Annotated in this window: 24 protein-coding genes and 2 pseudogenes; 14 read left to right on the top strand and 12 right to left on the bottom strand. The window is 68.4% G+C overall.

The genetic code is table 11. The features are described 5' to 3' along the window. Nucleotides 1–288: pseudogene (locus tag ON39_RS29675) on the top strand (hypothetical protein); the annotation flags it as partial. Between the two features lie 4 nt (nt 289–292). On the opposite strand, the gene ON39_RS29680 reads toward ON39_RS29675, so the two are convergent. Together ON39_RS29680 and ON39_RS29685 are read right to left on the bottom strand one after the other, a co-directional pair. Further along, nucleotides 293–1,405: a winged helix DNA-binding domain-containing protein gene (locus ON39_RS29680; protein WP_040739298.1), complete on the bottom strand. Its 1,113-nt coding sequence runs from the start codon at nt 1,403–1,405 to the stop codon at nt 293–295. 25 nt (nt 1,406–1,430) lie between these two features. Further along, a complete protein-coding gene (locus tag ON39_RS29685) occupies nt 1,431–2,405 on the bottom strand; it encodes an NADPH:quinone oxidoreductase family protein (RefSeq protein ID WP_040739299.1) in 975 nt (324 codons plus the stop codon). A 200-nt stretch (nt 2,406–2,605) separates the two neighbouring features. Here ON39_RS29685 and ON39_RS29690 point away from each other — a divergent pair, with 200 nt between their 5' ends. Both ON39_RS29690 and ON39_RS29695 read left to right on the top strand, forming a co-directional pair. After that, nucleotides 2,606–2,929, top strand: coding sequence for a type VII secretion target (locus tag ON39_RS29690; protein WP_040739300.1), 324 nt, complete (start codon nt 2,606–2,608; stop codon nt 2,927–2,929). Next, nucleotides 2,926–4,059 (top strand): transglycosylase SLT domain-containing protein, encoded by a 1,134-nt coding sequence (locus tag ON39_RS29695; RefSeq protein WP_040739301.1) that lies wholly within the window; start codon nt 2,926–2,928, stop codon nt 4,057–4,059. The genes ON39_RS29690 and ON39_RS29695 overlap by 4 nt, the downstream gene beginning before the upstream one ends. A 14-nt stretch (nt 4,060–4,073) precedes the next feature. Here the strand turns inward: ON39_RS29695 and ON39_RS29700 are convergent, their stop codons facing one another. From ON39_RS29700 to ON39_RS29710, 3 genes are all read right to left on the bottom strand, one after another. After that, a complete protein-coding gene (locus tag ON39_RS29700) occupies nt 4,074–5,174 on the bottom strand; it encodes a DUF7373 family lipoprotein (protein WP_169335931.1) in 1,101 nt (366 codons plus the stop codon). 113 nt (nt 5,175–5,287) lie between these two features. Beyond that, nucleotides 5,288–7,228 carry a serine/threonine-protein kinase gene (locus ON39_RS48250; protein ID WP_051187316.1) on the bottom strand — a complete coding sequence of 647 codons (1,941 nt, stop codon included), beginning with the start codon at nt 7,226–7,228 and terminating at the stop codon, nt 5,288–5,290. Continuing rightward, the gene (locus ON39_RS29710) at nt 7,228–9,069 is read right to left on the bottom strand and encodes a serine/threonine-protein kinase (RefSeq protein WP_051187317.1); all 1,842 of its coding nucleotides are present in this window, start codon (nt 9,067–9,069) and stop codon (nt 7,228–7,230) included. The genes ON39_RS48250 and ON39_RS29710 overlap by 1 nt, the downstream gene beginning before the upstream one ends. 150 nt (nt 9,070–9,219) lie before the next feature. Between ON39_RS29710 and ON39_RS29715 the strand changes: the two genes are divergently transcribed. Then, nucleotides 9,220–9,993 (top strand): acyl-[acyl-carrier-protein] thioesterase, encoded by a 774-nt coding sequence (locus ON39_RS29715; RefSeq protein WP_040739304.1) that lies wholly within the window; start codon nt 9,220–9,222, stop codon nt 9,991–9,993. 42 nt (nt 9,994–10,035) lie between these two features. Here the strand turns inward: ON39_RS29715 and ON39_RS29720 are convergent, their stop codons facing one another. Next, complete coding sequence (locus tag ON39_RS29720) at nt 10,036–11,706, bottom strand: FAD-dependent oxidoreductase (RefSeq protein ID WP_040739305.1); 1,671 nt, start codon at nt 11,704–11,706, stop codon at nt 10,036–10,038. 158 nt (nt 11,707–11,864) lie between these two features. Between ON39_RS29720 and ON39_RS29725 the strand changes: the two genes are divergently transcribed. After that, on the top strand, nt 11,865–12,356 hold the full coding sequence (locus ON39_RS29725; RefSeq protein WP_040739306.1) for a SixA phosphatase family protein: 492 nt from the start codon (nt 11,865–11,867) through the stop codon (nt 12,354–12,356). 8 nt (nt 12,357–12,364) lie between these two features. Here the strand turns inward: ON39_RS29725 and ON39_RS29730 are convergent, their stop codons facing one another. Next, nucleotides 12,365–12,568 carry a hypothetical protein gene (locus ON39_RS29730; RefSeq protein ID WP_040739307.1) on the bottom strand — a complete coding sequence of 68 codons (204 nt, stop codon included), beginning with the start codon at nt 12,566–12,568 and terminating at the stop codon, nt 12,365–12,367. A 58-nt stretch (nt 12,569–12,626) separates the two neighbouring features. Here ON39_RS29730 and ON39_RS29735 point away from each other — a divergent pair, with 58 nt between their 5' ends. Next, nucleotides 12,627–12,995: a glyoxalase superfamily protein gene (locus ON39_RS29735; protein WP_040739308.1), complete on the top strand. Its 369-nt coding sequence runs from the start codon at nt 12,627–12,629 to the stop codon at nt 12,993–12,995. A gap of 16 nt (nt 12,996–13,011) precedes the next feature. Here the strand turns inward: ON39_RS29735 and ON39_RS29740 are convergent, their stop codons facing one another. After that, nucleotides 13,012–13,587 carry a Uma2 family endonuclease gene (locus ON39_RS29740; RefSeq protein ID WP_040739310.1) on the bottom strand — a complete coding sequence of 192 codons (576 nt, stop codon included), beginning with the start codon at nt 13,585–13,587 and terminating at the stop codon, nt 13,012–13,014. Between the two features lie 159 nt (nt 13,588–13,746). Here ON39_RS29740 and ON39_RS29745 point away from each other — a divergent pair, with 159 nt between their 5' ends. From ON39_RS29745 to ON39_RS29760, 5 genes and pseudogenes are all read left to right on the top strand, one after another. Next, complete coding sequence (locus ON39_RS29745; protein ID WP_063713407.1) at nt 13,747–14,238, top strand: MerR family transcriptional regulator; 492 nt, start codon at nt 13,747–13,749, stop codon at nt 14,236–14,238. Nucleotides 14,239–14,282: 44 nt separating this feature from the next. Next, a complete protein-coding gene (locus tag ON39_RS29750) occupies nt 14,283–14,573 on the top strand; it encodes a putative quinol monooxygenase (RefSeq protein ID WP_040739312.1) in 291 nt (96 codons plus the stop codon). A 179-nt stretch (nt 14,574–14,752) separates the two neighbouring features. Continuing rightward, nucleotides 14,753–15,214: pseudogene (locus ON39_RS51705) on the top strand (carboxymuconolactone decarboxylase family protein); the annotation flags it as partial. Nucleotides 15,215–15,235: 21 nt separating this feature from the next. Beyond that, the gene (locus ON39_RS51710) at nt 15,236–15,544 is read left to right on the top strand and encodes a GNAT family N-acetyltransferase (protein WP_425454126.1); all 309 of its coding nucleotides are present in this window, start codon (nt 15,236–15,238) and stop codon (nt 15,542–15,544) included. An 84-nt stretch (nt 15,545–15,628) separates the two neighbouring features. Further along, a complete protein-coding gene (locus tag ON39_RS29760; RefSeq protein ID WP_040739315.1) occupies nt 15,629–16,615 on the top strand; it encodes a pirin family protein in 987 nt (328 codons plus the stop codon). Between the two features lie 27 nt (nt 16,616–16,642). Here the strand turns inward: ON39_RS29760 and ON39_RS29765 are convergent, their stop codons facing one another. Further along, complete coding sequence (locus ON39_RS29765) at nt 16,643–16,984, bottom strand: VOC family protein (protein WP_246002754.1); 342 nt, start codon at nt 16,982–16,984, stop codon at nt 16,643–16,645. Between the two features lie 117 nt (nt 16,985–17,101). On the opposite strand from ON39_RS29765, the gene ON39_RS29770 reads away from it, so the two are divergent. Together ON39_RS29770 and ON39_RS29775 are read left to right on the top strand one after the other, a co-directional pair. Continuing rightward, nucleotides 17,102–17,572, top strand: coding sequence for a MarR family winged helix-turn-helix transcriptional regulator (locus ON39_RS29770; protein ID WP_051187318.1), 471 nt, complete (start codon nt 17,102–17,104; stop codon nt 17,570–17,572). A gap of 103 nt (nt 17,573–17,675) precedes the next feature. After that, on the top strand, nt 17,676–18,302 hold the full coding sequence (locus ON39_RS29775) for a DUF8020 domain-containing protein (RefSeq protein ID WP_040739317.1): 627 nt from the start codon (nt 17,676–17,678) through the stop codon (nt 18,300–18,302). A 21-nt stretch (nt 18,303–18,323) separates the two neighbouring features. Here the strand turns inward: ON39_RS29775 and ON39_RS29780 are convergent, their stop codons facing one another. Continuing rightward, complete coding sequence (locus ON39_RS29780) at nt 18,324–19,181, bottom strand: helix-turn-helix transcriptional regulator (RefSeq protein ID WP_040739318.1); 858 nt, start codon at nt 19,179–19,181, stop codon at nt 18,324–18,326. Nucleotides 19,182–19,281: 100 nt separating this feature from the next. Here ON39_RS29780 and ON39_RS29785 point away from each other — a divergent pair, with 100 nt between their 5' ends. Then, nucleotides 19,282–20,292 (top strand): aldo/keto reductase, encoded by a 1,011-nt coding sequence (locus ON39_RS29785; RefSeq protein WP_040739320.1) that lies wholly within the window; start codon nt 19,282–19,284, stop codon nt 20,290–20,292. Between the two features lie 20 nt (nt 20,293–20,312). Here the strand turns inward: ON39_RS29785 and ON39_RS29790 are convergent, their stop codons facing one another. Further along, nucleotides 20,313–20,783, bottom strand: coding sequence for a PaaI family thioesterase (locus ON39_RS29790; RefSeq protein WP_040739321.1), 471 nt, complete (start codon nt 20,781–20,783; stop codon nt 20,313–20,315). Nucleotides 20,784–20,862: 79 nt separating this feature from the next. Beyond that, on the bottom strand, nt 20,863–21,423 hold a 561-nt coding region (locus ON39_RS29795; RefSeq protein ID WP_040739322.1), incomplete at its 5' end, for a glycerophosphodiester phosphodiesterase.

Here is a 21,423-nt window from a genome sequence, read left to right on the forward strand (position 1 = left end):
ACCGCGCACGGGGTGGCCGCCGCGCTGGCGCCGGGCGGCGCCGCGCTGTTCGTCGCGACGTTCGTGTTCACCCGCTGGCGCACGGTCGGGGCGCCCGCGCTGGCCAGGGTGTACACCGCGGCGGCGCTGATCGCGGTCGCCGCGGTGTCGTCGTCGCTGCCCGCGATCGTCGTCGTCGCGCTGACCGCAGGCGTACTCGTCACGATCAATGTGTACGAGCATCTACTCATCGCGTCGGGTCGTCCGGTGCCCGAGTTGCGATTTCACCGCCGCGCGCGAACGCGGTAGCGGGTCAGGGGCGTAGATCGGCGTCGACGTCCAAGATCTCCACACGAGGCTCGCGATCCGCCTCCATGAAGGCGAGCAGGGCATGAGCTTCGGCCTCGACCTCCGCGCGCTCGGCCCTGGTCCACTTCCTGGTCGGGCTGATGCGCAGGCGGGCCGTGCCGGACTCCGGGAAGATCTTGTAGAGGCCTGCGAGATAGCCGTCGACCAGGACCGGGGCGACCGCGGCGGCGAAGGCGCGCAGACGCGGCGCATTGCCGTCGGGCACGATCCGGGTCCGATCCTGGTGCGAGAGAACGGCATTGTCGTACCAGCCGAGCAGGCGCACGGGAGCCGGCAGTTCGGGATCGGCCAGCTCACCGTCGGCGGTGTCGTAGAGGGTGCGGCCGCGCTCGTCGGTGTAGGTACGCACGCGGTCGCCGAGTTGGTCGATCGCCTGCTTCATGCCGAGCAGCTTCGACCAGGTCTGCATGTCCATGGTGGAGGCGGGGCCGAAGGCGCGTAGGTAGCGAACCAGCAACTCGGCCAAGGGATAGCTGGGATCCAGCGGAGCGCCGAGCCACGGCTCGACCCGGGACCAGATCGGCCGACTGCTGTTTTTCCAGGTGCCGCGCGGCGGAGTTTGCAGCACCGGCAGTTGATAGAGCCAGGTCTGCACGACCGCGCCCGGGTCACGGTCCGGGTACAGCTCGGCGGCGCGCAGGCGCAGCTCGGCGGCGGACATCGGCTCGTCGCCGAGGACCCGCTCACCGTGCGCACGCACCTCGTCGGGGTCGAGGCCGACCATCGCGCCGTAGTTGAAACCCTTTCGGAATGGGATCTTCTCGAGCTCCGGCTGCACATGCGGCGCGATGCGCAGCGCGTCCGGCGGGGTCACCATGTGAATGGTGCCGCGCATGAGGGTGATTCGGGCCAGCGAACGATCTTCCAGCGCATTCGACACCACCGTCGGATCGAAATCGACTAGGCGACTCCACAATCCGACGAACGGCGGCGGTGAGTCCTGCGCCTGCAAGCCGATGAGATGGTCGCACATCTCGTGCACGGTGAGCCGCGAGCGCGCCAGCAGGTGCTGACGGGCCAGCAGCGTCCGGTTCAGCGTGCGATCAGACAGCATCATTCGGTGAGGTGCTTCAGGTTTCGCGTCAGCGCAGCGTGACGACGACCTTGCCCGTCGCCGTCCGGTTGTCCAGCGAGGCGACGGCCTCGGCCGCCCGCTCCAGCGGGTACAGCACCGGCTCGGGCGGCTCGATCTTGCCCGCCGCGAGCAGCGGCTCCACCTCGGCCCACTGTTCGGCCAGGTAGCCGGGGTGCGTCATCACCCACTCACCCCAGGCCGCGCCGATCACCTCGACGTTCTTCAACAGCAGCCGGTTCACCTTCACGGTGGGGATCTCGCCCGCGGTGAAGCCGACCACCAGCAGGCGGCCCGCCGAGGCGAGCGAACGAACGCTGTCGGTGAACCGGTCGCCGCCCACCGGATCGAGCACGATGTCCACGCCGCGGCCGCCGGTCAGCTCCTTGACCGCGGCGAGCCAGCCGTCGGCCAGCACCACGTCGGTGGCGCCGTTGGCGCGGGCCACCTCGGCCTTGGCCTCGGTGCTGACCACCGCGATCACCCGGCCCGCGCCGAGCGCGCTCGCCATCCGCAGCGTCGAGGTGCCGATGCCGCCCGCGGCGCCGTGCACGAGCACCGTCTCGCCCTCGGCGAGCCTGCCGCGATTGCGCAGGCAGAAATGCACGGTCAGGTCGTTGAACAAGATGCCTGCGCCGGCCTCCAGCGAAACGTTGTCGGGCAGGCGGAACACCATCTGCGCGGGAGCCACCGCCACCTCGGCCATGGCATTGCCGAGCAGCGTCAGCGCGACGACCCGATCCCCCGCCTTGACGTGCGCGTCCGCCGGCGCCTCGCGCACGACACCCGCGACCTCGCCGCCGACGACGAACGGCAGCTCCGGCTTCATCTGATACAGCCCACGCGTCATCAGCACGTCCGGAAAAGCGACTCCGGCCGCGTGCACGTCGATCACGACGCCGCCGGGGTATGCCTCGGGCTCCGGAATATCGACGATCTCGACCGACTCCGGTCCCTCCAGCTTGCTGACCTGGGCTGCGCGCATCTGCCGACCTCTCTGTCCAGGCACCGGCCTCGTCCGCGCCGGCGCCGCCCTGATCAACGTAACCCGCGTCGTCGTGGCGCGCTCGACCTGTCCGCCTCTCGTGCCCCCTCAGGCCTGCCACAGCACTGCCACGGACCTGTTCAGCCGACCCCATTTTGCTATGCTGACCGCGACCTATGGTCGGGCGTGAAGGGGGACTCATGGTCGAGCGCAACCAACCGGCATCGACGAGTGTGCAGGTGGATCCGGACGCACTGCGATCCTTCGCGCAGACACTCGGCACCGAGGCGAGCGAGGTGACCGGGCTCAACGCGGGTGGAGCGTTATCCGCCGCAGCCACCGCCCTACCCGGTACCGAATTCGGCGGCTCGGCCCAGCGGGCGAACGACGTGGTCAACCGCTGCCTGCAGCGAATCGGCAACCGGCTCACCACCATCGCGGACAACCTGCACAATGCCGCGGGCAAATACGAACTGGCCGAAGACGATTTCGCCGCCAAGCTCCGCGCGATCGGACTGTCATGACCCTCAACATCCCGGACGTGGAGAACTGGAAGCCCGAGCAGCTCACCACCGTGGGCGAGCAGGCGGGGACGATCTCCCAGGGCCTCGACACCGCCGTCGGCAAGGGCTCCAGCCAGACGAAATCGCTGGAAGACGGCAAGAAATGGTCGGGAACGGCGGGGGCGGCCGCGAACGCGCGGATGGACACCGAGAAGACCCGCGCCTCCGCGGTCAGCGCCGCACTGCTGGAATTGAAGACGGCCCTCACCTCCCAGACGCAGAACCTGGTCGAGGCGAAATCCAAGGTGCTGCAACTGCGCGACGACGCGGTCAACCAGAGTCCGCCGTTCGACGTCGAGCCCAACGGCACCGTCAACGCCACCACCCGAATCGCCGCGCTGCGTGAACATGCGGACAAGGCGAACGTGGAGGGCCTCGTCTTCCAGGAATCTCTGCAGGCGGCGTCGCGGACGTGGGAGCTGACGAACGCGCTGAAAACCGCGGAAACCGTTGCGGACCAAGCGAAGACACAGGTGGACGCGGCGGTGGCGAAGCTGGAGCAGGCGTTCGGCGGACTCGGTGAGCCGAGCGCGAACGTCGCGCCGCCCGCAAGCACGACTGCGGCGAGCGTGGCCTCGCCGACCCCGGTGAGCAACAACAGCCCGTCCTCGAGCAAGCCGAACTACGCGATGGGCAACCACAATTCGGGATCGTCCTCTGGCAGCCCGTACAGCGGGAGCTACAGCGGTTCGGGCACGCCGAGTTCCTCCGCGCCGACCGGGCCGATGCCGAGCGGCGATATGGCGAAATGGATCGCCGAGGCCAAACAGAAACTCATCGAAATGGGTTACGACCCCAAGGATATCGATGAGCGGGCCATCGCCATGATCATCGAGCACGAGTCGGCGGGTAATCCGTACGCCGAAAACCAGTGGGACAGCAACTGGTTGGCCGGGCATCCGTCGAAGGGGCTGATGCAGACCATCGACAGCACCTTCAACGCCTATAAGGCGCCGGGCCACGACGATATCTGGAATCCGGTGGACAACATCATCGCGGGCGTTCGCTACTCGATCGACACGTATGGGTCGGTCAAGAATGTTCCCGGCGTGGTGGCGGTCAATTCAGGCGGTGCGTACCGGGGCTACTGACGGCCCCGGTCCGATCACCGCTGGCTGTTGGCGAGCAACGCGTACTGCGCGGCCGCGCGCTGCTGCGTCTCCCACAGGCGCGAACCGAGCACCAGCGCCGCGTAGCGCCGGTAGGCGACGAAGCAGCGGAACTGGGCGTCCTTGGGCGCGACGAAGTCCTGCACGCACACCGCGCCGGGCACGTCGTTCGGCGGATCGGTGACCCGCCGGTCCACCGCGTCCCCCAGTTCGGCGGACTCCTGGACGAACCGCGTCGCCGTTGAGTCGTCGCGTGTACGGAAGCCGAAAGCGTCGGGGGTCACGGCGATCTGGTCCACCCCGGCCCGTTGCAGCGGCGGGTACCGGCCCGACTGGTCGAGCAGGTAGTTGAGGTAGCCGCGCAAGGTCAGCACCACCTCCCCCTGTCCGTCGGGTGGGGGAACGACGCCTCTGTCGTGCATGACGCGGGCCAGCAAGCCGTCCGGATCCTGTTGCAGCGTAGTGAATTTGCCGGTCGGCGTCGGCGAGAACTTGTCCAATTCGGCCACTTCGGCATCGAGGTATTTCTGCGTCGCATCGACCAATTGACCGAGGTCCGTCGTTCGCGCATCCGCGAGCACACTGATCACGTAGATCCCGTGCGCGGTGGTGCTGCCGAGCGTCGGCACCGAGGGACGCCAATGTGCCCGTGATTCCGGGTATTTCGGCAGGGAGACCGCGACGTTCTCGGGATTCAACCCGAAATCGACGGCATCCAGTTCCGCCGCCGCCGACTTCGCCGCCGAGGCATCGGGGAAACGCAGCACCGTGACGGTCAGGCCCGCGCGTTCCCTGCTCCCTTCGGCCGCTCGGTGCAGCGGCAATTTCTCGTCCGCGGAGCCGGTGGAGAAGCCGACGAGGAAACCGTGTTGCAGCAGCACCGGAATCGCGGGCTCGGCGAGGTATTGCAGCACCGTCTGCACGTCGGTGTGCACCATGGCCGACGCGCCCGCGGAGTATTTGGCGTCCACCTCATGTGGGCTGAGCACCGCGCCCGCCAGCCGCGCGCCTTCCAGTCGGGCATAGCCGACGTCGTCCAGGCGCTTGGCGAGTTTCGGTGGCGCGGTGGGGAATCGGCCGGTGTCCAATGTTCTCACGTCGAGTTCGCCCGGTAGCGCGGTGCCCGGCTCCGTGGATCCGCAACCGCTCGCCAGAACGAGCGCGACAAGAACGGCAACCCAGGATGCGGCCGTACGTGATTTCCGGTTCATCAGCCCACCTGCGGAAGGTTCTCGAAAATGTTCTGCAGCACCTTCTGCGCTCCCAGACACCGGAATTCGGGATGCTCCGCCGTCGACGAATTGTCGACCCGCACCGTCACCACCTCTGCCTCACCGCCGTCGATCCGTCGATACTCCGCCTGGCGGATACAGGTCCGCGACTGCAACTCCGCCTCGTCGAGAAAGACGATATTGCCGCCGCCGAAGTCGAACGGTATCGGCTTCTCGGTGGGCACAAGGGTTTTCGAACGCTCCAGCGACACAGTGGTGGTGTCGTTGGCGACCCATTTGCAGTTGTGCAAGCTGTCCGCCGTCCCGCGCACCTTGTCCCCGATATTCAGCTTCACGACGATCGAATCCACAAGCGCACACGGATCGTGCCGCGCGAGCGAGTTGCGAATACTCGGAAGTTGCGGCGGCCCTTGCACCATTCGACGAGCGAGTTCATCGACCGCCTCATCCGCGACGCCGCACAATTTCCCGGACTCCGCGCCCTTAACCCGCACCGCGATGCCGAACTGCGGATCCGTCTTGGCCGGAAGCAGCGCCCGCCCGCAGCTGTCGGTTCCGCCGGCCACGTCCTCCAGCACCGGCACGCCCGCCGCGCGCTGACCGTTGTCCCGATAACCCTCGACACGCTTGATATCGAGGTCGAAGCGGTACCCGCCCGCTTCCGCGGCACAGGTCCCCCACTGTGTCGAGCCGGGCTTGTTCGTCCACTCCCCCAGCGATGAGACCAGCGGCTCCTGCACCGCGGCACACAGATCGATCGACCGCAGCTTCGTAAGGTTGAGTGCCGCAAGGGGATTCGCCACCGGACCGGTCGGCTCTTCGTCGTCCCCGCCGAACAGGGCCGTGCCCGCAAGGACACCGGCGACCAGGACGACCACCGCCGAGGCCGCGATCAGCACCCGCTTCCGACGCCGGTGCAGCGCCCCGGCCCGCTGGATCTCGACCAGCGCGCGCAGTCGCTGCTCGAAGTCGTCGACGCTCTGCGCACCCGCGTGCGCCGGCTCCGCGCCCACGATCTGCGTGGCCTCCGGGTCGGCCAGCAACGCCGCCATCTCGGCCTGCTGCTCGCCGATCGCCCGGTGCACCTGGGCCGACCACGGCCGATGCTGCGGCGGCAGCGGCCCGAGGAAGTCGAGGAGCTGCGCAGGCGTCGGACGCTCGCTCGGCTCCTTGCGCAGGCACGGCGACACCAGCTCGCGCACCTCGGTGGGCAATCCGCTGAGATCGGGCTCGGTGTGCACGATGTTGTACAGCGTGTGCGGCAGCGACGAGCCGGCGAAGGGGCTCGCACCGCCCGCGGCCATGGCCAGCACCGCGCCGAGGGAGAATATGTCGCTGGCGGGGGTCAGCGGCAGCGATTGGGCCTGTTCGGGCGACATGAACGCGGGCGAGCCGATGATCGAGCCGGTGTGCGTCAGCTCGGAGCGGCCCTCGACCGCCCGCGCGATGCCGAAGTCGATCACCCGGGGGCCGTCCTCGGCCAGAATCACGTTGGCGGGCTTGAGATCTCGATGAACGAGGCCGACCCCGTGGATGGCCTGCAGGGCCGACGCGAGTCCGATGGCCAGCTTGTGCACCTCGTCCGGGGTGAGCGGCCCGTAGTCCTTGACCGCCTTGTCCAAGGGCACGCCCGGCACGAAAACCGAGGCGAGCCAAGGATCTTCGGACTCGACGTCGAAGTCGATCACCGCGGCCGTGAAGGCGCCCGAAACCTGCGCGGAGGTCTGCACCTCGCGACGGAACCGGGGGAGGAAGTCCTCCTCGGTCACCAGGTGCTGGTGCACCTGTTTGATCGCGACCAGCCGGCCGTCCGGGCCGACCCCGAGCAGGACCCGCCCCATGCCGCCGGAGCCGAGCTGGCCGAGCAGGCGATACCGGCCGATCCGATCGGGGTCACCGGGTTCCAGACGCGTCACCATCAGGAGCTCGCCATCCGGGCCGCGACGCCGGTGAGGACCGCTTCGGTAGTGGCGCAGGCGGTTTCGGCGGCGCCCGGCGCTGTCGGTTGTGCGGTCACGGCGATCTGTTCTCCTCGATCTTCGATGGTCGGGCGCACAAGATAGTAGGTCGCGCACGTTCCGTCCGGGTCGGTACGGCGAGCCGACGGGAAATCGCCGAACTTTCCGCCGTTCACGAGCAGCCTGGTGTACTTCGGGTCGGAGTCGACGCGTTTGCCCTCCGCGGTATGCACGGTGATCACGAAAGGCGTGCCCGACCAGGCGCAGGTGTGTGCGTCGACCGGCGTCGGCGGCACCCCGGCGCCCACCTGCCCGGCGATGACGGCCGGATCCAACGACTCGCACGGCACGATTCGCACCACAGACTGTTTCGCGGGGCGCACGCTCGGCGGATCGGTCACTAGCCGGGCGACCACAGCCTTCAGTACATCCACCGCCAACCGACACGAATCGCCTTGCGAATCCCCGACCGTCACCTCGACCCCCAGCGCCGGCTGCTCGCGCACCGCGACGGCTCGCCCGCACGAGCTCGCGGCCGCCGCGGTGTCCAGCAGGGAACGGCCCGCGACCTCCTCGTTCAACCGCCTGCCCGCCGCCACCGACGTCCCGACGCCGACGGTCACCTGCGTCTGCCGCCCGCCCGGCGCGATGAACGCGGTGCCGCACAGCGACGAATCCGCCAGCTCGGGTTTCACGGGCTGCCCGAGCTTTCCGACGACATCGTTGCCGAGCAGCGCGCAGGTGTCGGCGAGACGCAACTGTTCGTCGGTCAACTCCAGCGTGCGATGCGCCAAGGGATCCACGGACGGACTTCCGCGGCCGACGAGATAGGCCGTGACGGACCCCGACACTAGAAGCACCAGAACAGCCAGGGCCGCAACCCATCTCACGCCGCGCCGGGGTGCCGGCGGCACGCCACCGGTCTCGACCCAGCGCTGTGCCTCCGTGCGGTCCTGGCTGATTCGCTGCCGCACTCCGGTGGGCCAGCCGGAGCGTCCCGTGATCTCGGCGACCGAGTCGATCAACTGCCTCGGGTCGGGGCGGTACGCGGGGTTCTTGTCCAGGCACGCCTCCACGACGGGCCGCAGCGGCGCGGGCACGCGACTGGTGTCCGCGCGATGGTGCACGACGTTGTAGAGCGTCTGCGGCGCCGACGCCCCGAGGAACGGGCTCGCCCCCGTCGCCGCCATGACCAGCATCGCGCCGACCGAGAAGACATCGCTCGCGGTACTGAGCTCGTGCCCGGACGCCTGCTCGGGCGACATGAAGGCGGGCGACCCGACGAGCGCGCCGGTGCTGGTCAGCTGGAGATCGGTCTCGAGCGCGCGGGCGATGCCGAAGTCGATGACGCGCGGGCCGTCCTCCGCGAGAAGGACATTGGAGGGCTTGAGATCGCGGTGGATCATGCCCGCGCGGTGGATCTCGAGGAGCGCGGAGCCGAGCCCGGCGGTCAGCAGGCGCAGGCCGCCGAGCGGCATGGGACCGTGCAGCTCGATGGCGTCGCGCAGCGCCGGTCCCGGCACGAAAACCGAGGCCAGCCAAGGCTCGTCGGCCTCCGGATCGGCATCCATGACCGCGGCGGTGTAGGCGCCGGTGACCCGTCGCGAGGCCTGCACCTCCAGCCGGAAACGGGCGCGGAACTCGGGGTTCTTGGCGAGGTGCCGGTGGATCATCTTGACCGCGACCAGGCGGCCGTCGGGTGTGCGGCCGAGCAGCACCCGCCCCATGGCGCCCTGGCCGATGACCGCGATCAACTGGTGGCGGCCGGCCGTGCGCGGATCGTGTCGGCCGAGCGGCTTCACCGTGTCCCTCCCCTGTCGTGCCTGTTCCGGGATCGTACTCGCGCCCTACCTCCGCACTCGACGCGATGGTGTGACGTACGCCCCGTAAAGTCGTCTCACAACAGCACCACACGAAGAAACGCGGCACACCGTGCAGCGCGAGGAGCACCAGTGTCACTCGATCAGCCACTCGCCCCGCTTCCCCAGGAGGGCATGGGCTTTGCTTCTACGTGGCCCATCCGGGCAGGCGATGTGGATCCCTACGATCGGTTGCGATTCGACGCCATCGCCCGCTATCTGCAGGACATCGCCTGGGAAAACCTGCACAAGACGTCCTTGAACCGGACCGATCCGAACTGGATCGTGCGCCGCACGGTGATCGACGTCATCCGGCCGATCCTGTGGCCGGACGAGGTGCGGCTGCTGCGCTGGTGCTCGGCGATGTCGACCCGGTGGACGAACATGCGGGTGCGAGTCACCAGCTCGAACGGCGGGCTGATCGAGACCGAGGGCTTCTGGATCAATATCAGCGGCGCGACCGGCATGCCCGCGCGGATCAGCGACGAGGGGCTGGCCTATCTGGCGCAGACCACGCAGGAGCACCGCCTGCGCTGGCGGCCGTACCTGACCGACGCCACGCCGGCCGAGTCCGACACCGACATGCCGTTTCCCGTGCGCGCCACCGACATCGACCAGTACAACCACGTGAACAACGCCTGCTACTGGCAGGCGGTGGAGCAGTTCATGGTCGAGTACCCCAAGCTGCTCGCCGGCCCGCACCGCGCGGTCATCGAGTACGTCGCGCCGGTGCTGGCGCGCCAGCACGTGACCGTCCGCAGCCGCTACGAGCCCGGCGATCGCACCGGCCGCCCGGTGCTGCGGCTGTGGTTCGTGGTCGGCGGCGCGACCACCACCGTCGTGCGCATCATGCCGCTGCCCGCCTGAGCGCCGCCTCTCCGCGCGAGCCACGCGGAGAGGCGAACAGGCTCAGCCGCGCGCGGCCTTCAGCAGATCCGCTCGCGTGGTGAACTTGACCCTCGGCCGTCCCGCGGACTTGCCCGCGGCCTTCTCGGCCTGATCGATCGCCCGCCAGCCCTCCCGATCCACCAGATCGGCCTGCCGCTCACCGAGCAGCGTCTTCAGCGACGCTCGATCCGCCTCGGGCGCTTGGAGTTTGCCGCTGGTGAAGTCGGCGATCAGGTGCTCCACCGTCTCCTCGGCATCGATCCGGTTCGAGCCGATGACACCGCGCGGACCGCGCTTGATCCAGCCGCTGGCGTACACGCCGGGCAGCGGGGCGCCGTCCGCGCCGAGCACCCGGCCGTGCTCGTTCGGCAGCACGCCGCGTCGCTCGTCGAAGGGCAGGTCGGCGACGGCGGAGCCGCGGTAGCCGATGGAGCGCAGCACCAGCGAGGCCTCGATGCGCTCGCTCCGGTTGGTCGCCCTGGCCACCAATCGGCCGTCTTCGGCGAACAATTCGTTGTGCACGAACTCGATCGCCTCGACGCGGTCGGCGCCGGTGAGCGCGGTCGGCGAGACCAGGTAGCGGAAGACGATCCGCTTGTGGCTCGGGTCGCGCGGCGCTCCCGCGTACTCCTCAGCGAGGGTGTACTTGAGCTTGAGCGAGGGCTCGACCTCCGGGTCGTCCAGCAGCGCCTGGCTCGCGTGATCGAGCGCGAGATCGGCCTCGTCGACGACTACGTCGATGCCCTTCAGATGAGCCAGCGCGAGGAACTCCGAGGAGGTGTAGGCCGCCTGCAACGGGCCGCGGCGGCCGAGCACGACCACCTCGCGAATGTTGCTGCGCCGCAGCGCGTCCAGCGCGTGGTCGGCGATGTCGGTCTTGGCCAGCTCGTCCGGGTCGACGGTCAGCACGCGCGCGACGTCGAGCGCGACATTGCCGTTGCCGACGATCACGGCGCGCTCGCCGGACAGGTCGAACTGCCGGTCCGCGAAGTCGGGGTGGCCGTTGTACCAGGCGACGAACTCGGTGGCCGAGTGGCTGCCCGGCAGGTCCTCGCCGGGCACGTCGAGGCGGCGATCGGTCGACGCGCCGACCGCGTAGATGACGGCGTGGTGGTGGCGCAGCAGTTCCTCGTGCGAGATGTGCGTGCCGACCTCGACATTGAGGTAGTACTGCAGGGTCTCGCGCCGGAACGCGGACTCGAACAGACTCGAAACCGTCTTGGTCCCCGGGTGATCGGGGGCGACGCCGGCCCGGACCAGACCCCACGGGGTCGGCACCCGGTCGAACATCTCGATCTCCACGTCCGCCCGGCGCAGCAGCTCGTCCGCGGCGTAGCAGGCGGCGGGTCCGGCGCCGACGATCGCGACGCGCAGCGTGCCGAGTTCCTTCGGCGGCCGCGGCGGCGTGACGATCGGGTCGAAGTTGGACTCGAGCGGATGCCGTTCGAAGTACGCGGCATTGATGTCGCGGTATCGGGCCAGCGACGCCGTCAGGTCGTCCTCGGAGAAGATCGCCTCCACCGGGCACGCATCGACGCACGCACCGCAGTCGATACAGGTGTCGGGGTCGATGTAGAGCATCTCGGTCGTCGCGAACTCCGGCTGATCCGGGGTCGGACGGATGCAATCGACAGGGCACTCGGAAACGCAGCTGGCGTCGTTGCAACAACGCTGCGTGATTACGTAGGCCATAGGTGCAGATCCTCGAAAATGTACGTGGGCTGTAGGCCACCCGGTGGGCAGAGGTGGACAGAAACGCCGCGCCCGCGGAACCGCCGCGGTGTGACGCCGCTTTCAGTTTGCCTCGAGTGTGTTCGGGGCCATGCGGCCGGAGGCCTTACGGTATCCCCATGGTGCGGACTCTGATCCTCATGCGACACGGCAAGTCGGCCTATCCCGACGGTGTCGGCGACCACGAACGCCCGCTGGCGCCGCGCGGACAACGCGAGGCCGGGCTGGCCGGCGAGTGGCTGCGCGAGACCCAGCCGCCGATCGACGCGGTGCGGTGCTCCACCGCGACGCGCACCAGGGAAACGCTGGCCGCCACCGGGATCGACGCGCCGGTGGTCTACGAGGCCGGGATCTACGAGGCCTCCCCGCAGAACCTCATCGAGCTGATCCAGCTCAGCGATGACGACGTGTCGACGCTGCTGGTGATCGGGCACGCGCCCGGAATGCCGTGGACGGCATGGGAGTTGGCGGGCAATCGGAGTTCGACGCCGGCCATCGAGCTCAGCCGCAAGTTCCCCACCTCGGCGCTGGCCGTGCTCGAGTTCGACCGGCCGTGGGCGCAGGTCGACCCGGGGACCGGTGAGCTGGTGCGTTTCCACATCCCCCGCTGAATCCGCGGTCAGTTCAGCAGCTTGCCGCCGACCACCACGACCACGCCGAGCACGACCAGCAGCACGAACGCGGCGAAACCGCCGAGCAGCCACCACACCGCGGCGAGCGCGAGCACCACCGGCGCGACCGCGATGGCGGTGATCACCGGGCTTTCCTTGACCGTCGCCAGGGCCGAGCGGGCCCTGATCCGGTTGACGTCTTTACCAGGCATGTCCCCAGCGTAGGCCGGAAACCCGGAGTTTGTCGGTGACCGGTGAGATGCTCTGGCGATGGATTGGAAAATCGAGCTCATCGCGATTCCGGTGACCGACGTGGACCGCGCGAAGGACTTCTACACCAAGATCGGCTTCAACGCCGACCACGATCACCGGGTCAACGAGAACCTGCGCTTCGTGCAGCTGACGCCGGCCGGGTCCGGGTGCTCGATCTGCCTCGGCGAGGGGATCACCGACGCCGAGCCGGGCAGCGTGCGCGGCATGCAGATCGTAGTCGCCAGCGCGGACGAGGCGTACCGGCAGCTGGTCGCCGCCGGGGTGGACGCGAAGCCGGTGGAGACGCTGGACTGGGGGAAGTTCACGTACTTCGCCGACCCGGACGGGAATCAGTGGGCGGTGCAGGAGTTGCCGAAGTACAACTGAGGATTCAGGTTTCGGGTCAGTCCAGCTGATTCAGGCTGATCGTGAGCGAGCAAGGAGAGTTGGTCGTAAACGTCGCGCTCGCTTCACCGTTGTCCACATAACCGAGTTCGTCGGTGAGCCGAAGCGCGAGCATGCTCACCGGCGGGTTCGGGTCGAGGATCCAGTACTGCTCGATTCCCGCATCCTCGTAATCGCCGCGCTTGATTCGGTAGTCGGTCCGTCGAGTGCCAGGAGAGACGATCTCGACCACTACGAGGACGCCGGAGGCCCGTAGGATTCCGCCCTCGGCCTTGCGTCGTTCGATCTCGTCGCGCCGAACGATGATGACGTCCGGTCTGCGCACAGTCGCCGGCCCCCCTTCGGGCGTCAACTGCAGGTCGACATCGACGTCGGGCACCGCCACCAACTCCCGGGGCAATTGAGCGCGTAGCTGATAGCAGAGTCCCAAGGCGACAAGATTGTGCTCAGGTTCCGGCGACGGCACCATCAGCAGCTTCCCCTCCTCCAGTTCCAGGCGATACCGATCGTCCTCACCCAGCGCCACATAGTCGGCAATCGTGAGTAGCTGCCCCGGTTCTGGAAGTGCCGTCACACTCGCTCCTCAGCTCGTCCCGCCCCTGGTCGGCTCCAGTGTCCCACGCAAGGTACATCGTCGGCCGGAACCCGTCGACACTTTTTGCCTACATTGGACTTGCTTGGAGTTCACTCCAGGTGACTACCGTCGTCGGCGTTCAACGAGGAGGCGAGTGCCGTGAATGAAGCCGCACTGAACGAGCGAGGCAGCGACTGGGAGCGGCCTCGGTATTCGATCGGCGAGGTCGCCGAGCGGTCGGGGCTCAGCCGGGACACGCTGCGCTGGTATGAGCGGATCGGGCTGATGGATTACATCGGCCGCGACCACGCGGGCAAGCGCCGGTTCAGCAATCGCGACCTGGAGTGGCTGGCGCTGATCGGCCGGTTGCGCACCACCGGGATGTCGGTGGCCGACATGGTTCGCTATGCCGAACTGGTTCGCGCCGGGGATTCCACGTTCCCCGAGCGGCTCGAGATGTTCCGCAACACCCGGGCCGAGGTGCTCGCCAAGATCGATGAACTGCGCCAGACCGTGGCCGTGCTGGACTACAAGATCGATATCTACGAGGGCAAAGCCCAGCTCGCCCGCCCCGCCGCCATCACCGTGCACGCGGACTCGGACATCGCCGATTCGCAAGCGCGGCAAGGCATTGCGGGAGTCACGGTATAGGCACGACCGTATTACCCAGCACCACAACAGATCAGGAGTTCACTGTGTCCACGCTGACACTCAATGTCCGTTTCACCGCGAAGCAGGGACACGAGGCCGAGCTGCACGAGGTGTTGCAGAACATGATCGAGCCGACCCTGGCCGAGGAAGGCTGCCTGGCCTACGAGCTCTATCTGCACCCCACCGACCCGAGTCGCGTCGTACTGCTCGAGGAGTGGGTCGACGCCGAGGCCTTGGCGGAGCACTTCGAGACGCCGCACCTGAAGCAGTGCGCGGCCGCCCTGGACAAGATCCTGGTCGAGCCTTTCAACCTGCGCCGCTTCGCCGAAATCTGAGCCGGAAGCCGGCACGCTGCCCCAGGAATTCGGAATTCCTGGGGCAGTTGCGTATCAGCGTCGCGCTCGATCAGTGGAATCCGGAGCTTGTACACCGTCGTGGATCGACCCGGACTCCGGTCCGCTTAAACGGCACCCTGTCGGCCGCCGAGACCGCGAGCGCACTACCATCCCATGGAGTGAAGCCCGATGTACCGCATGACCGCGTCTGGATCGACAAGCAGACGCCCACCGCGTTCCGCGCCCTCGTCAAGGTGGCGAGCGAGGTGCGCGCCGCGGCCGCCGCGGTCGGGCTGGACCGCAAGCTGATCGAGCTGGTCAACCTGCGGGTCTCCCAAATCAGCGGCTGCGCCTTCTGTCTGGACACCCATCAGCGCGCCGCGCTGGCCGCGGGCAACACCGAGCAGGAACTCGCGGTGCTGTCCGCGTGGCGGCGCACCGAGCTGTACTCGCCCATGGAGCAGGCCGCGCTCGCGCTGGCGGAGGTCACCGCGACGCTGCCCGACGAGCACACGATGGACCGTGAGTACGCTTTCGCTCGTAAGCACCTGACGGACGATCAACTGTCCGTCGTCGTTTGGGCCGCCACCACGATCGGCGCGTTCAATCGCGTGTCGATCCTCAGCAGACATCCGGTACGCGCATCGAAGGAGAAGTCCACCATGACCGCAGCCGCCGAATCCACGGTTGTCCGCAACGACGAGAAGCATCGGTACGAGGTGTTCTACGGCGGCGAGCTCGCCGGCTTCGCCGAGTACGAGGAGCGTGACGACGAGACGGTGTTCACCCACACCGAGATCGACGGCGCGTTCTCCGGCAAGGGGCTCGGCAGCACGCTGGCCAAGCACGCCATCGAGGACACGGTCGAGCGGGGACGGGTGATCCGGCCGCTGTGCCCGTTCATCAAGGCTTATCTGGACAAGCACCCGCAGTACGACGCGCAGGTCATCGGCAAGGGCATCAGCCGGTGAGTGGGCCGATGAGAGTGGCGGCGAAGCCGTGAGCGAGCACCGCGAGCGAACCGAAGACACAGCGCCGCCGCGAACGGCGAAGCCGTGAGTGATTTGGATCCGCATCCGGCGGAGGCGCTGTGCGAGCCCGCCCCGGGCCCCGGCCCGGTGGCGGAGCTCTACCCGTCGCGGGAGGTGCCGCTCGGCGGCGTGCGCGGCGTCTTCGTGGAACGTGTTCTGCCGCAACGGGATCTGCCGACCGTCGGGGCGTGGTGCTTCCTCGATCATTTCGGGTCGCCCACGGTCACCGACACCGGAGCCTCGCCGGATATCGATCCGCATCCGCACATCGGCCTGCAGACCGTGACCTGGCCGTTCGACGGAAAGATCCGCCACCGCGACTCGGTGGGCTCCGACGTGGAGATCGAACCGGGACAGCTCAACCTGATGACCTCGGGCCGCGGCATCGCGCACTCCGAGTACGGCGTCGCGGGCGCGCACGCCGGTCACGGGTTGCAACTGTGGATCGCCTTGCCCGGCAACAAAACCGGGATCGAACCGCACTTCGAGCAGCATCGTGAGCTGCCGGTCTATCGAGCGCCGGGGATCCACGCCGTCGTACTGATCGGCACGCTGGCCGGAATTACCTCTCCCGCAAGGGCTTACACCCCGATCGTCGGCGCGGACGTACGCATGGAGGCGGGCACGACCACCCTGGCGCTGGAGCGCGGGTTCGAGCACGCGGTGATGGTGATCGAGGGCGAGGTGACCGTCGACGGCACGCCGCTGACCGCCGGTCCGCTGCTGTACCTCGGTACCGGCCGCGACGAGATCTCGCTGACCACCAGCGCGGGCGCGCATTTCGCCTTGATCGGCGGCGAGCCGTTCGGCGAGGAGCTGGTGATGTGGTGGAACTTCGTCGGCCGCACCCACGAGGACATCGTCACGGCCCGAAACGCCTGGGAGAGCCACGATCTCGGTCGCTTCCCCGATATCGCGGGCCACCCACCGGAGCAACGGATCCCGGCGCCGCCGCTGCCCGCCCTGCACCTGAAGCCGCGTAAGCGGCGAATCGGTTCGGCCAGAACCTGATTCGTTCGGGCGCGGCCAAGCTGTCGGCTATTCCGGGACCGCGGTGAACAACTCGTAGCTGTGCCCGTCGGGGGCGTGCACATAGACGCCGCGACCGCCGCTCAGGTGGTTGACGGCGCGGTCCCAGCCGTGTTGCGGCCCTGAGCCGTAGTCGACGCCCGGCCATTGCCGCAGCCGTTCCAGGACCGCGCCGAAGGTGTCGTCGTCGACGAGAAATCCGTAGTGGCCCGGTTCGACCGGGCCGCGGTCGTCGAAGTCGAAGGTGAGATCGGCATTTATCCGCACCGGCACGAAGGGGCCGCTCGGCGCGCCGACCGGCAGTCCCATCAGTTCGGCGAAAAACGTTGCGGCGGCACGCTTATCCGCCACGCGAACGATCGTGTGATTCAAAACTATGGTCATGACAGCCTTTCGATAACGTGCGATACGCATGCAAATATACATGCATATCGCATGCTATCTCCAACGACCCGCTAGGCTGTCACCATGAGCAGACGGGCGACCGCCAGGCCGGGGACCGCCGCCGACGGCGGGCCCGCACTGTTTCGGCTGGTTCGATTCTGGTCACGACGCTGGATCAACCGGACCTCGGCGGATCTACCCGAGGAGTTGCGGCACGCCCAGCACGTCCAGGTGGTCGAGGCGGTGGCCGCCACCGTCGAACAGCGCGCCGAAGCGACCATCACCACGGTGGCGCATCAACTCGGACTGGACCACTCCGGAGCGAGCCGCATGGTGCGCGACGCGACCGCCGCGGGCTTCCTCTCCCGCGCCGAGTCCGAACACGACCGCAGGCGAACATCTTTGGCGCTGACCGCCGAGGGTGAGCGTCTGCTGGCCGGCGCGCGCGACTGGCAGCGCCAGGTATTCGCCGAGCTCACCGCCGACTGGGACGAGCTCGACCGGCAGCGATTCGCCGGATACCTGCGGCGGTTGAGCGGCGAACTCGAACTCTGAGCCGAGCCGTCTCGCGTCCGATCGGGCAGCCGTACGCCGGAGAGCCTGATACTGTCGCCGACGAAACACACTGCGCAGGGGGCAGCGCTACCGAAAGAGCACGATGAGAGTCTCCCGAATCACCGCCACGGCAATGCTCGCCGTACTGGCCACCGTCATCAGTACCGGCGTCACGCACGCCGACCCCACCACTCCGGACACCCCGCTCGCCGTGCGCGGGTCTTTCGCCGATATCGCCTATCAGGTCGCCGCTTCCGAGGATCGCCGCGCCGCGGTGACGACGATCCAGGACGGGCACTTCGAGCTGATCCACGACGGCCGGATCGTGACGCTGACCGACGGCGCCGGAAACGTCGTCGCCGCGCTGCCGATGGCGCTGCGCGTCGGCGACAAGCGGGTGGCCTTGCAGCCGGTCGTCGAGGAGGACGGCCATCGGCTCACCGTCGTCCCCGACCACATGTCGCAGACGCCGCTGCGCGACGTGAGCAGCCAGGAACGGTTCTTCGCCGAGGTCGAGAAGGCCATGCCGATCGTGCTCGCGGGCGCGGGCATCGGGGCCGGAATCGGGTTCGTGCTCGGCTTCCCGCTCGGGCTGTTCGTCCTCGACTTCATCACGGTGCCGATCACCACGGTGCTGGGCGCCGCGATCGGCGCGGCGGCCGGGCTGGCCATGGCCGGGGGCCAGCCGGCGATCGACGCCGCGCTCGATTACGTGTCCGGTGCGCCCTGATCGCGCGACGGGCGAGTCGCGTCAGGACCGGCGCGCCCCCTCGTCGGCCATGGTCTGAGTTCCGATGACGCGCAACAGATCCAACTTCTCGGCGGCGTCCGTGCCGGGACGCGGCAGGTAGACCAGTAGACGCTGGGCAGCGTTGGGCGTGAGCAGCGTTTCGCAGATCGTGTCGATCAGGCCGACCCTCGGATGCTGGATGCGTTTGGTGTCCGAGAGGCGCACGGCCACTTCGTGTTCGTCCCAGAGCCGAGCGAATTCCGCACTCGCCGAACGCAGCTCACCGATGAACTCGGTCACGTCGGCGTCTCCGGACCGGCGGGCGGCGGTCGCCCGGAGATCCGCGACATGCTTGCGGCCCAGTCGGTCCCAGTCCTCCTCCGGAAAGATTGCGCGCGCTTCGGGATCGGTGAACCAGCGGTAGGCGTAGAAACGATCCCACCCGCGCCGGTTTGCGTGATCACCGACCAGCAGAGTGTGCATGCGGTTCTGCACCAGCACCTCGCCGAGGTCGGTGATCACGGTGGCCGCGGTGTCGTCCAGCTTGGCGAGCAGGTGCATGAGTCCGGGCCCGACGTGATGGTCGGTGAACTCACGCCCCGGCGGGGCGTGGTCGCACAGGTGGTAGAGGTAGTCGCGCTCATCGCTGCTGAAGCGCAGCGCGCGGGCCAGCGCGGCGAGCACCTGAGTGGACGGACGCGGGCCGCGCGATTGCTCGAGCCGGGTGTAATAGTCCGTCGACATGCCGGCGAGCAACGCGACCTCGTCCCGGCGCAGGCCAGGAGTGCGCCGCCGGACACCGGGCGGCAAACCCACGTCCGCCGGGGTCAGCTGCTCACGACGGCGGCGCAGGAAGTCGGCGAGCTCGGTGCGGTCCATGCCTCTACTGTCCCCCGGAACGGGCCGCCGAGCCAGGGATCGGCGATCCCCCGATGAGCGCTCTCTGCCGCGAACGACGCCGCGGGTTCAGGCTTGCCCTATGACGACATCGAAGATTCCCACAGTTCAGCTCGGTGAGTCCGGCCCGGCCGTCAGCCGCGTCGGGCTCGGCGCGATGGGCATGTCCGGCATGTACGGCACCGCGGACGACGCCGAGTCCATCGCCACCGTCCACGCCGCGCTCGACTCCGGCGCGAACCTCGTCGACACCGGCGACTTCTACGGCGCCGGGCACAACGAGTTATTGATCGGCAAAGCCATCGCCGAGCGTCCCCGCGAGGACGTCGTGCTCAGCGTGAAATTCGGCGCGCTGCGCGGACCCGGCGGCGCCTGGGGCGGCGTGGACAACCGGCCCGAGGCCCTGCGCAACTTCCTCGTGTACAGCTTGCAGCGGCTCGGCGTCGACTACGTCGACATCTACCGCCCGGCCCGGCTCGACCCCAACGTCCCGATCGAGGACACCGTCGGCGCGATCGCCGAACTCGTCGAGGCGGGCTACGTCCGGCACATCGGGTTGTCCGAGGTCGGCCCGGACACCATCCGGCGCGCCGTGGCGGTGCATCCGATCGCCGACCTGCAGATCGAGTATTCGCTGATCTCCCGCGGCATCGAGGCCGAGATCCTGCCCCTCTGCCGGGAACTCCGCGTCGGCGTGACGGCCTATGGCGTGCTGTCCCGCGGGCTGCTCAGCAGCTCGGTCCAGGCCGGAACCGCCTTCGCGGCCAACGATTTCCGGGCGCACAGCCCGCGTTTCCAAGGTGAGAACCTCAGCCGGAATCTCGAGCTGGTCGACGCGCTCGCCGAAATCGCCGCGCGCAAGGGTGTTTCGGTCGCGCAGCTGGCCATCGCCTGGGTGCTGTCCCGTGGCACGGATATCGTGCCGATCATCGGCGCCCGGCGGCGCGAGCGCTGGACCGAAGCCGCAGGGGCACTGCATGTCTCACTGTCCGAGGACGAGCTGGCCGCCATCGAGGCCGCGGTGCCCGTCGATCGGGTCGCCGGCGAACGCTACGCCTCGGCGCAGATGGCGATGCTGGACAGCGAACGCTGAGCCTGGCTCTCACCCAGCGGCTACGACCGGCGCGGGCGGATGACGGCGGTGAAAGCCGCTGCGGCGACGGACTTTCCGGTGTTGTCGGTGATGTTCACCGGCACCTCCAGCTCGATCGGCGTCCGCGCCGCGATATCCGCCCGCACCTGACGCAGGACGTCGCCGGAGATCTCCGACGTCGCGAGGTACGGGCCCGCGTCGCCTTTGGCTCGGGCCCGATACTCGATGCGCCCGTCCCTGGCCACGATGAAGGTCTCCCCCATCAGGTCGACGATGCCGGACACCGACGCGCCCATCGCCGCGGTCTCGGCCAGGCCGAACAAGACCGCCGCGTGCAGGTCGCCGTTGTGGTTCAGATGCTCGGCTCGCGGCGCCATACGCACAACGTTGCGGCCCGCGTCGAACTCCGCCCCCTCGATCCCGGCGTACTGGATGAACCCCAGTTTCTGGAACCCCGCCATCACCAGCTCACCCATGGCCGCCGTGTCCATCGCATCTCCCACCGTAGAACTGAAACGTGTTCTACTACATACCGCGCGTGGTGCGAGTTGTCCATGCGAGCAGGCACGCTCAGGGGCGGTGATAGGCCTTCGGCAGTTCGTATCCGCGCTCGGCGAGGATGGTGCGCAACAGGTCTGGGCGATTGGTGATGAGGCCGTCCACGCCGAGATCGATCAGCGACGTCATGGTGGCCCGGTCGTCGACCGTCCACGGGATGACGCGCATCCCATGCCGATGCGCCGCCCGCACCAGCCCGGCGGTCGTGAAGGGTTGATAGCCGGGGTCTTCCACGCCGCCGCCCTGCGGGTCGCCGTGCACCGGCGACACAGCGTCGGCGCCGAAAGACGCTGCGGCGCCGACGTATTTCTCCTGAAGCGAGCCGGGGAAGTCATCGATGTCGAGGCCGCCCAGCCACGGCGACGCGCCCGACTGCCTTTCCTGCAAGAACTGCTGGCCATTGGTCAGGGCGACGAGCGGCAGTTCCGGGGCCACCTCGCGCATGCGCATGAGCGAGCCCCAGTCGAAACTCTGGATGGTGACCTGGTTCTCGAGGTGCGCTCGCCGCACCTCCGCCGCGATCACCTGCACGAACTGCTCGCGCGGCGCGGTCTGTTCCGGCGCGCCCGCTTC

The sequence above is a fragment of the Nocardia tenerifensis NBRC 101015 genome (genome assembly GCF_000308715.1).
Taxonomy (GTDB): Bacteria; Actinomycetota; Actinomycetes; order Mycobacteriales; family Mycobacteriaceae; genus Nocardia; species Nocardia tenerifensis.

What these genes read in the sequence shown, in the direction of transcription:
- ON39_RS29690 (WP_040739300.1), top strand. Translation starts at nt 2,606, where the DNA reads ATGGTCGAGCGCAACCAACCGGCATCGACGAGTGTGCAGGTGGATCCG.
- ON39_RS48250 (WP_051187316.1), bottom strand. Translation starts at nt 7,228, where the DNA reads ATGGTGACGCGTCTGGAACCCGGTGACCCCGATCGGATCGGCCGGTAT.
- ON39_RS29775 (WP_040739317.1), top strand. Translation starts at nt 17,676, where the DNA reads ATGAGAGTCTCCCGAATCACCGCCACGGCAATGCTCGCCGTACTGGCC.
- ON39_RS29685 (WP_040739299.1), bottom strand. Translation starts at nt 2,405, where the DNA reads ATGCGCGCAGCCCAGGTCAGCAAGCTGGAGGGACCGGAGTCGGTCGAG.
- ON39_RS29730 (WP_040739307.1), bottom strand. Translation starts at nt 12,568, where the DNA reads ATGCCTGGTAAAGACGTCAACCGGATCAGGGCCCGCTCGGCCCTGGCG.
- ON39_RS29695 (WP_040739301.1), top strand. Translation starts at nt 2,926, where the DNA reads ATGACCCTCAACATCCCGGACGTGGAGAACTGGAAGCCCGAGCAGCTC.
- ON39_RS29725 (WP_040739306.1), top strand. Translation starts at nt 11,865, where the DNA reads ATGGTGCGGACTCTGATCCTCATGCGACACGGCAAGTCGGCCTATCCC.
- ON39_RS51710 (WP_425454126.1), top strand. Translation starts at nt 15,236, where the DNA reads ATGACCGCAGCCGCCGAATCCACGGTTGTCCGCAACGACGAGAAGCAT.
- ON39_RS29720 (WP_040739305.1), bottom strand. Translation starts at nt 11,706, where the DNA reads ATGGCCTACGTAATCACGCAGCGTTGTTGCAACGACGCCAGCTGCGTT.
- ON39_RS29735 (WP_040739308.1), top strand. Translation starts at nt 12,627, where the DNA reads ATGGATTGGAAAATCGAGCTCATCGCGATTCCGGTGACCGACGTGGAC.
- ON39_RS29680 (WP_040739298.1), bottom strand. Translation starts at nt 1,405, where the DNA reads ATGATGCTGTCTGATCGCACGCTGAACCGGACGCTGCTGGCCCGTCAG.
- ON39_RS29785 (WP_040739320.1), top strand. Translation starts at nt 19,282, where the DNA reads ATGACGACATCGAAGATTCCCACAGTTCAGCTCGGTGAGTCCGGCCCG.
- ON39_RS29780 (WP_040739318.1), bottom strand. Translation starts at nt 19,181, where the DNA reads ATGGACCGCACCGAGCTCGCCGACTTCCTGCGCCGCCGTCGTGAGCAG.
- ON39_RS29770 (WP_051187318.1), top strand. Translation starts at nt 17,102, where the DNA reads ATGAGCAGACGGGCGACCGCCAGGCCGGGGACCGCCGCCGACGGCGGG.
- ON39_RS29790 (WP_040739321.1), bottom strand. Translation starts at nt 20,783, where the DNA reads ATGGACACGGCGGCCATGGGTGAGCTGGTGATGGCGGGGTTCCAGAAA.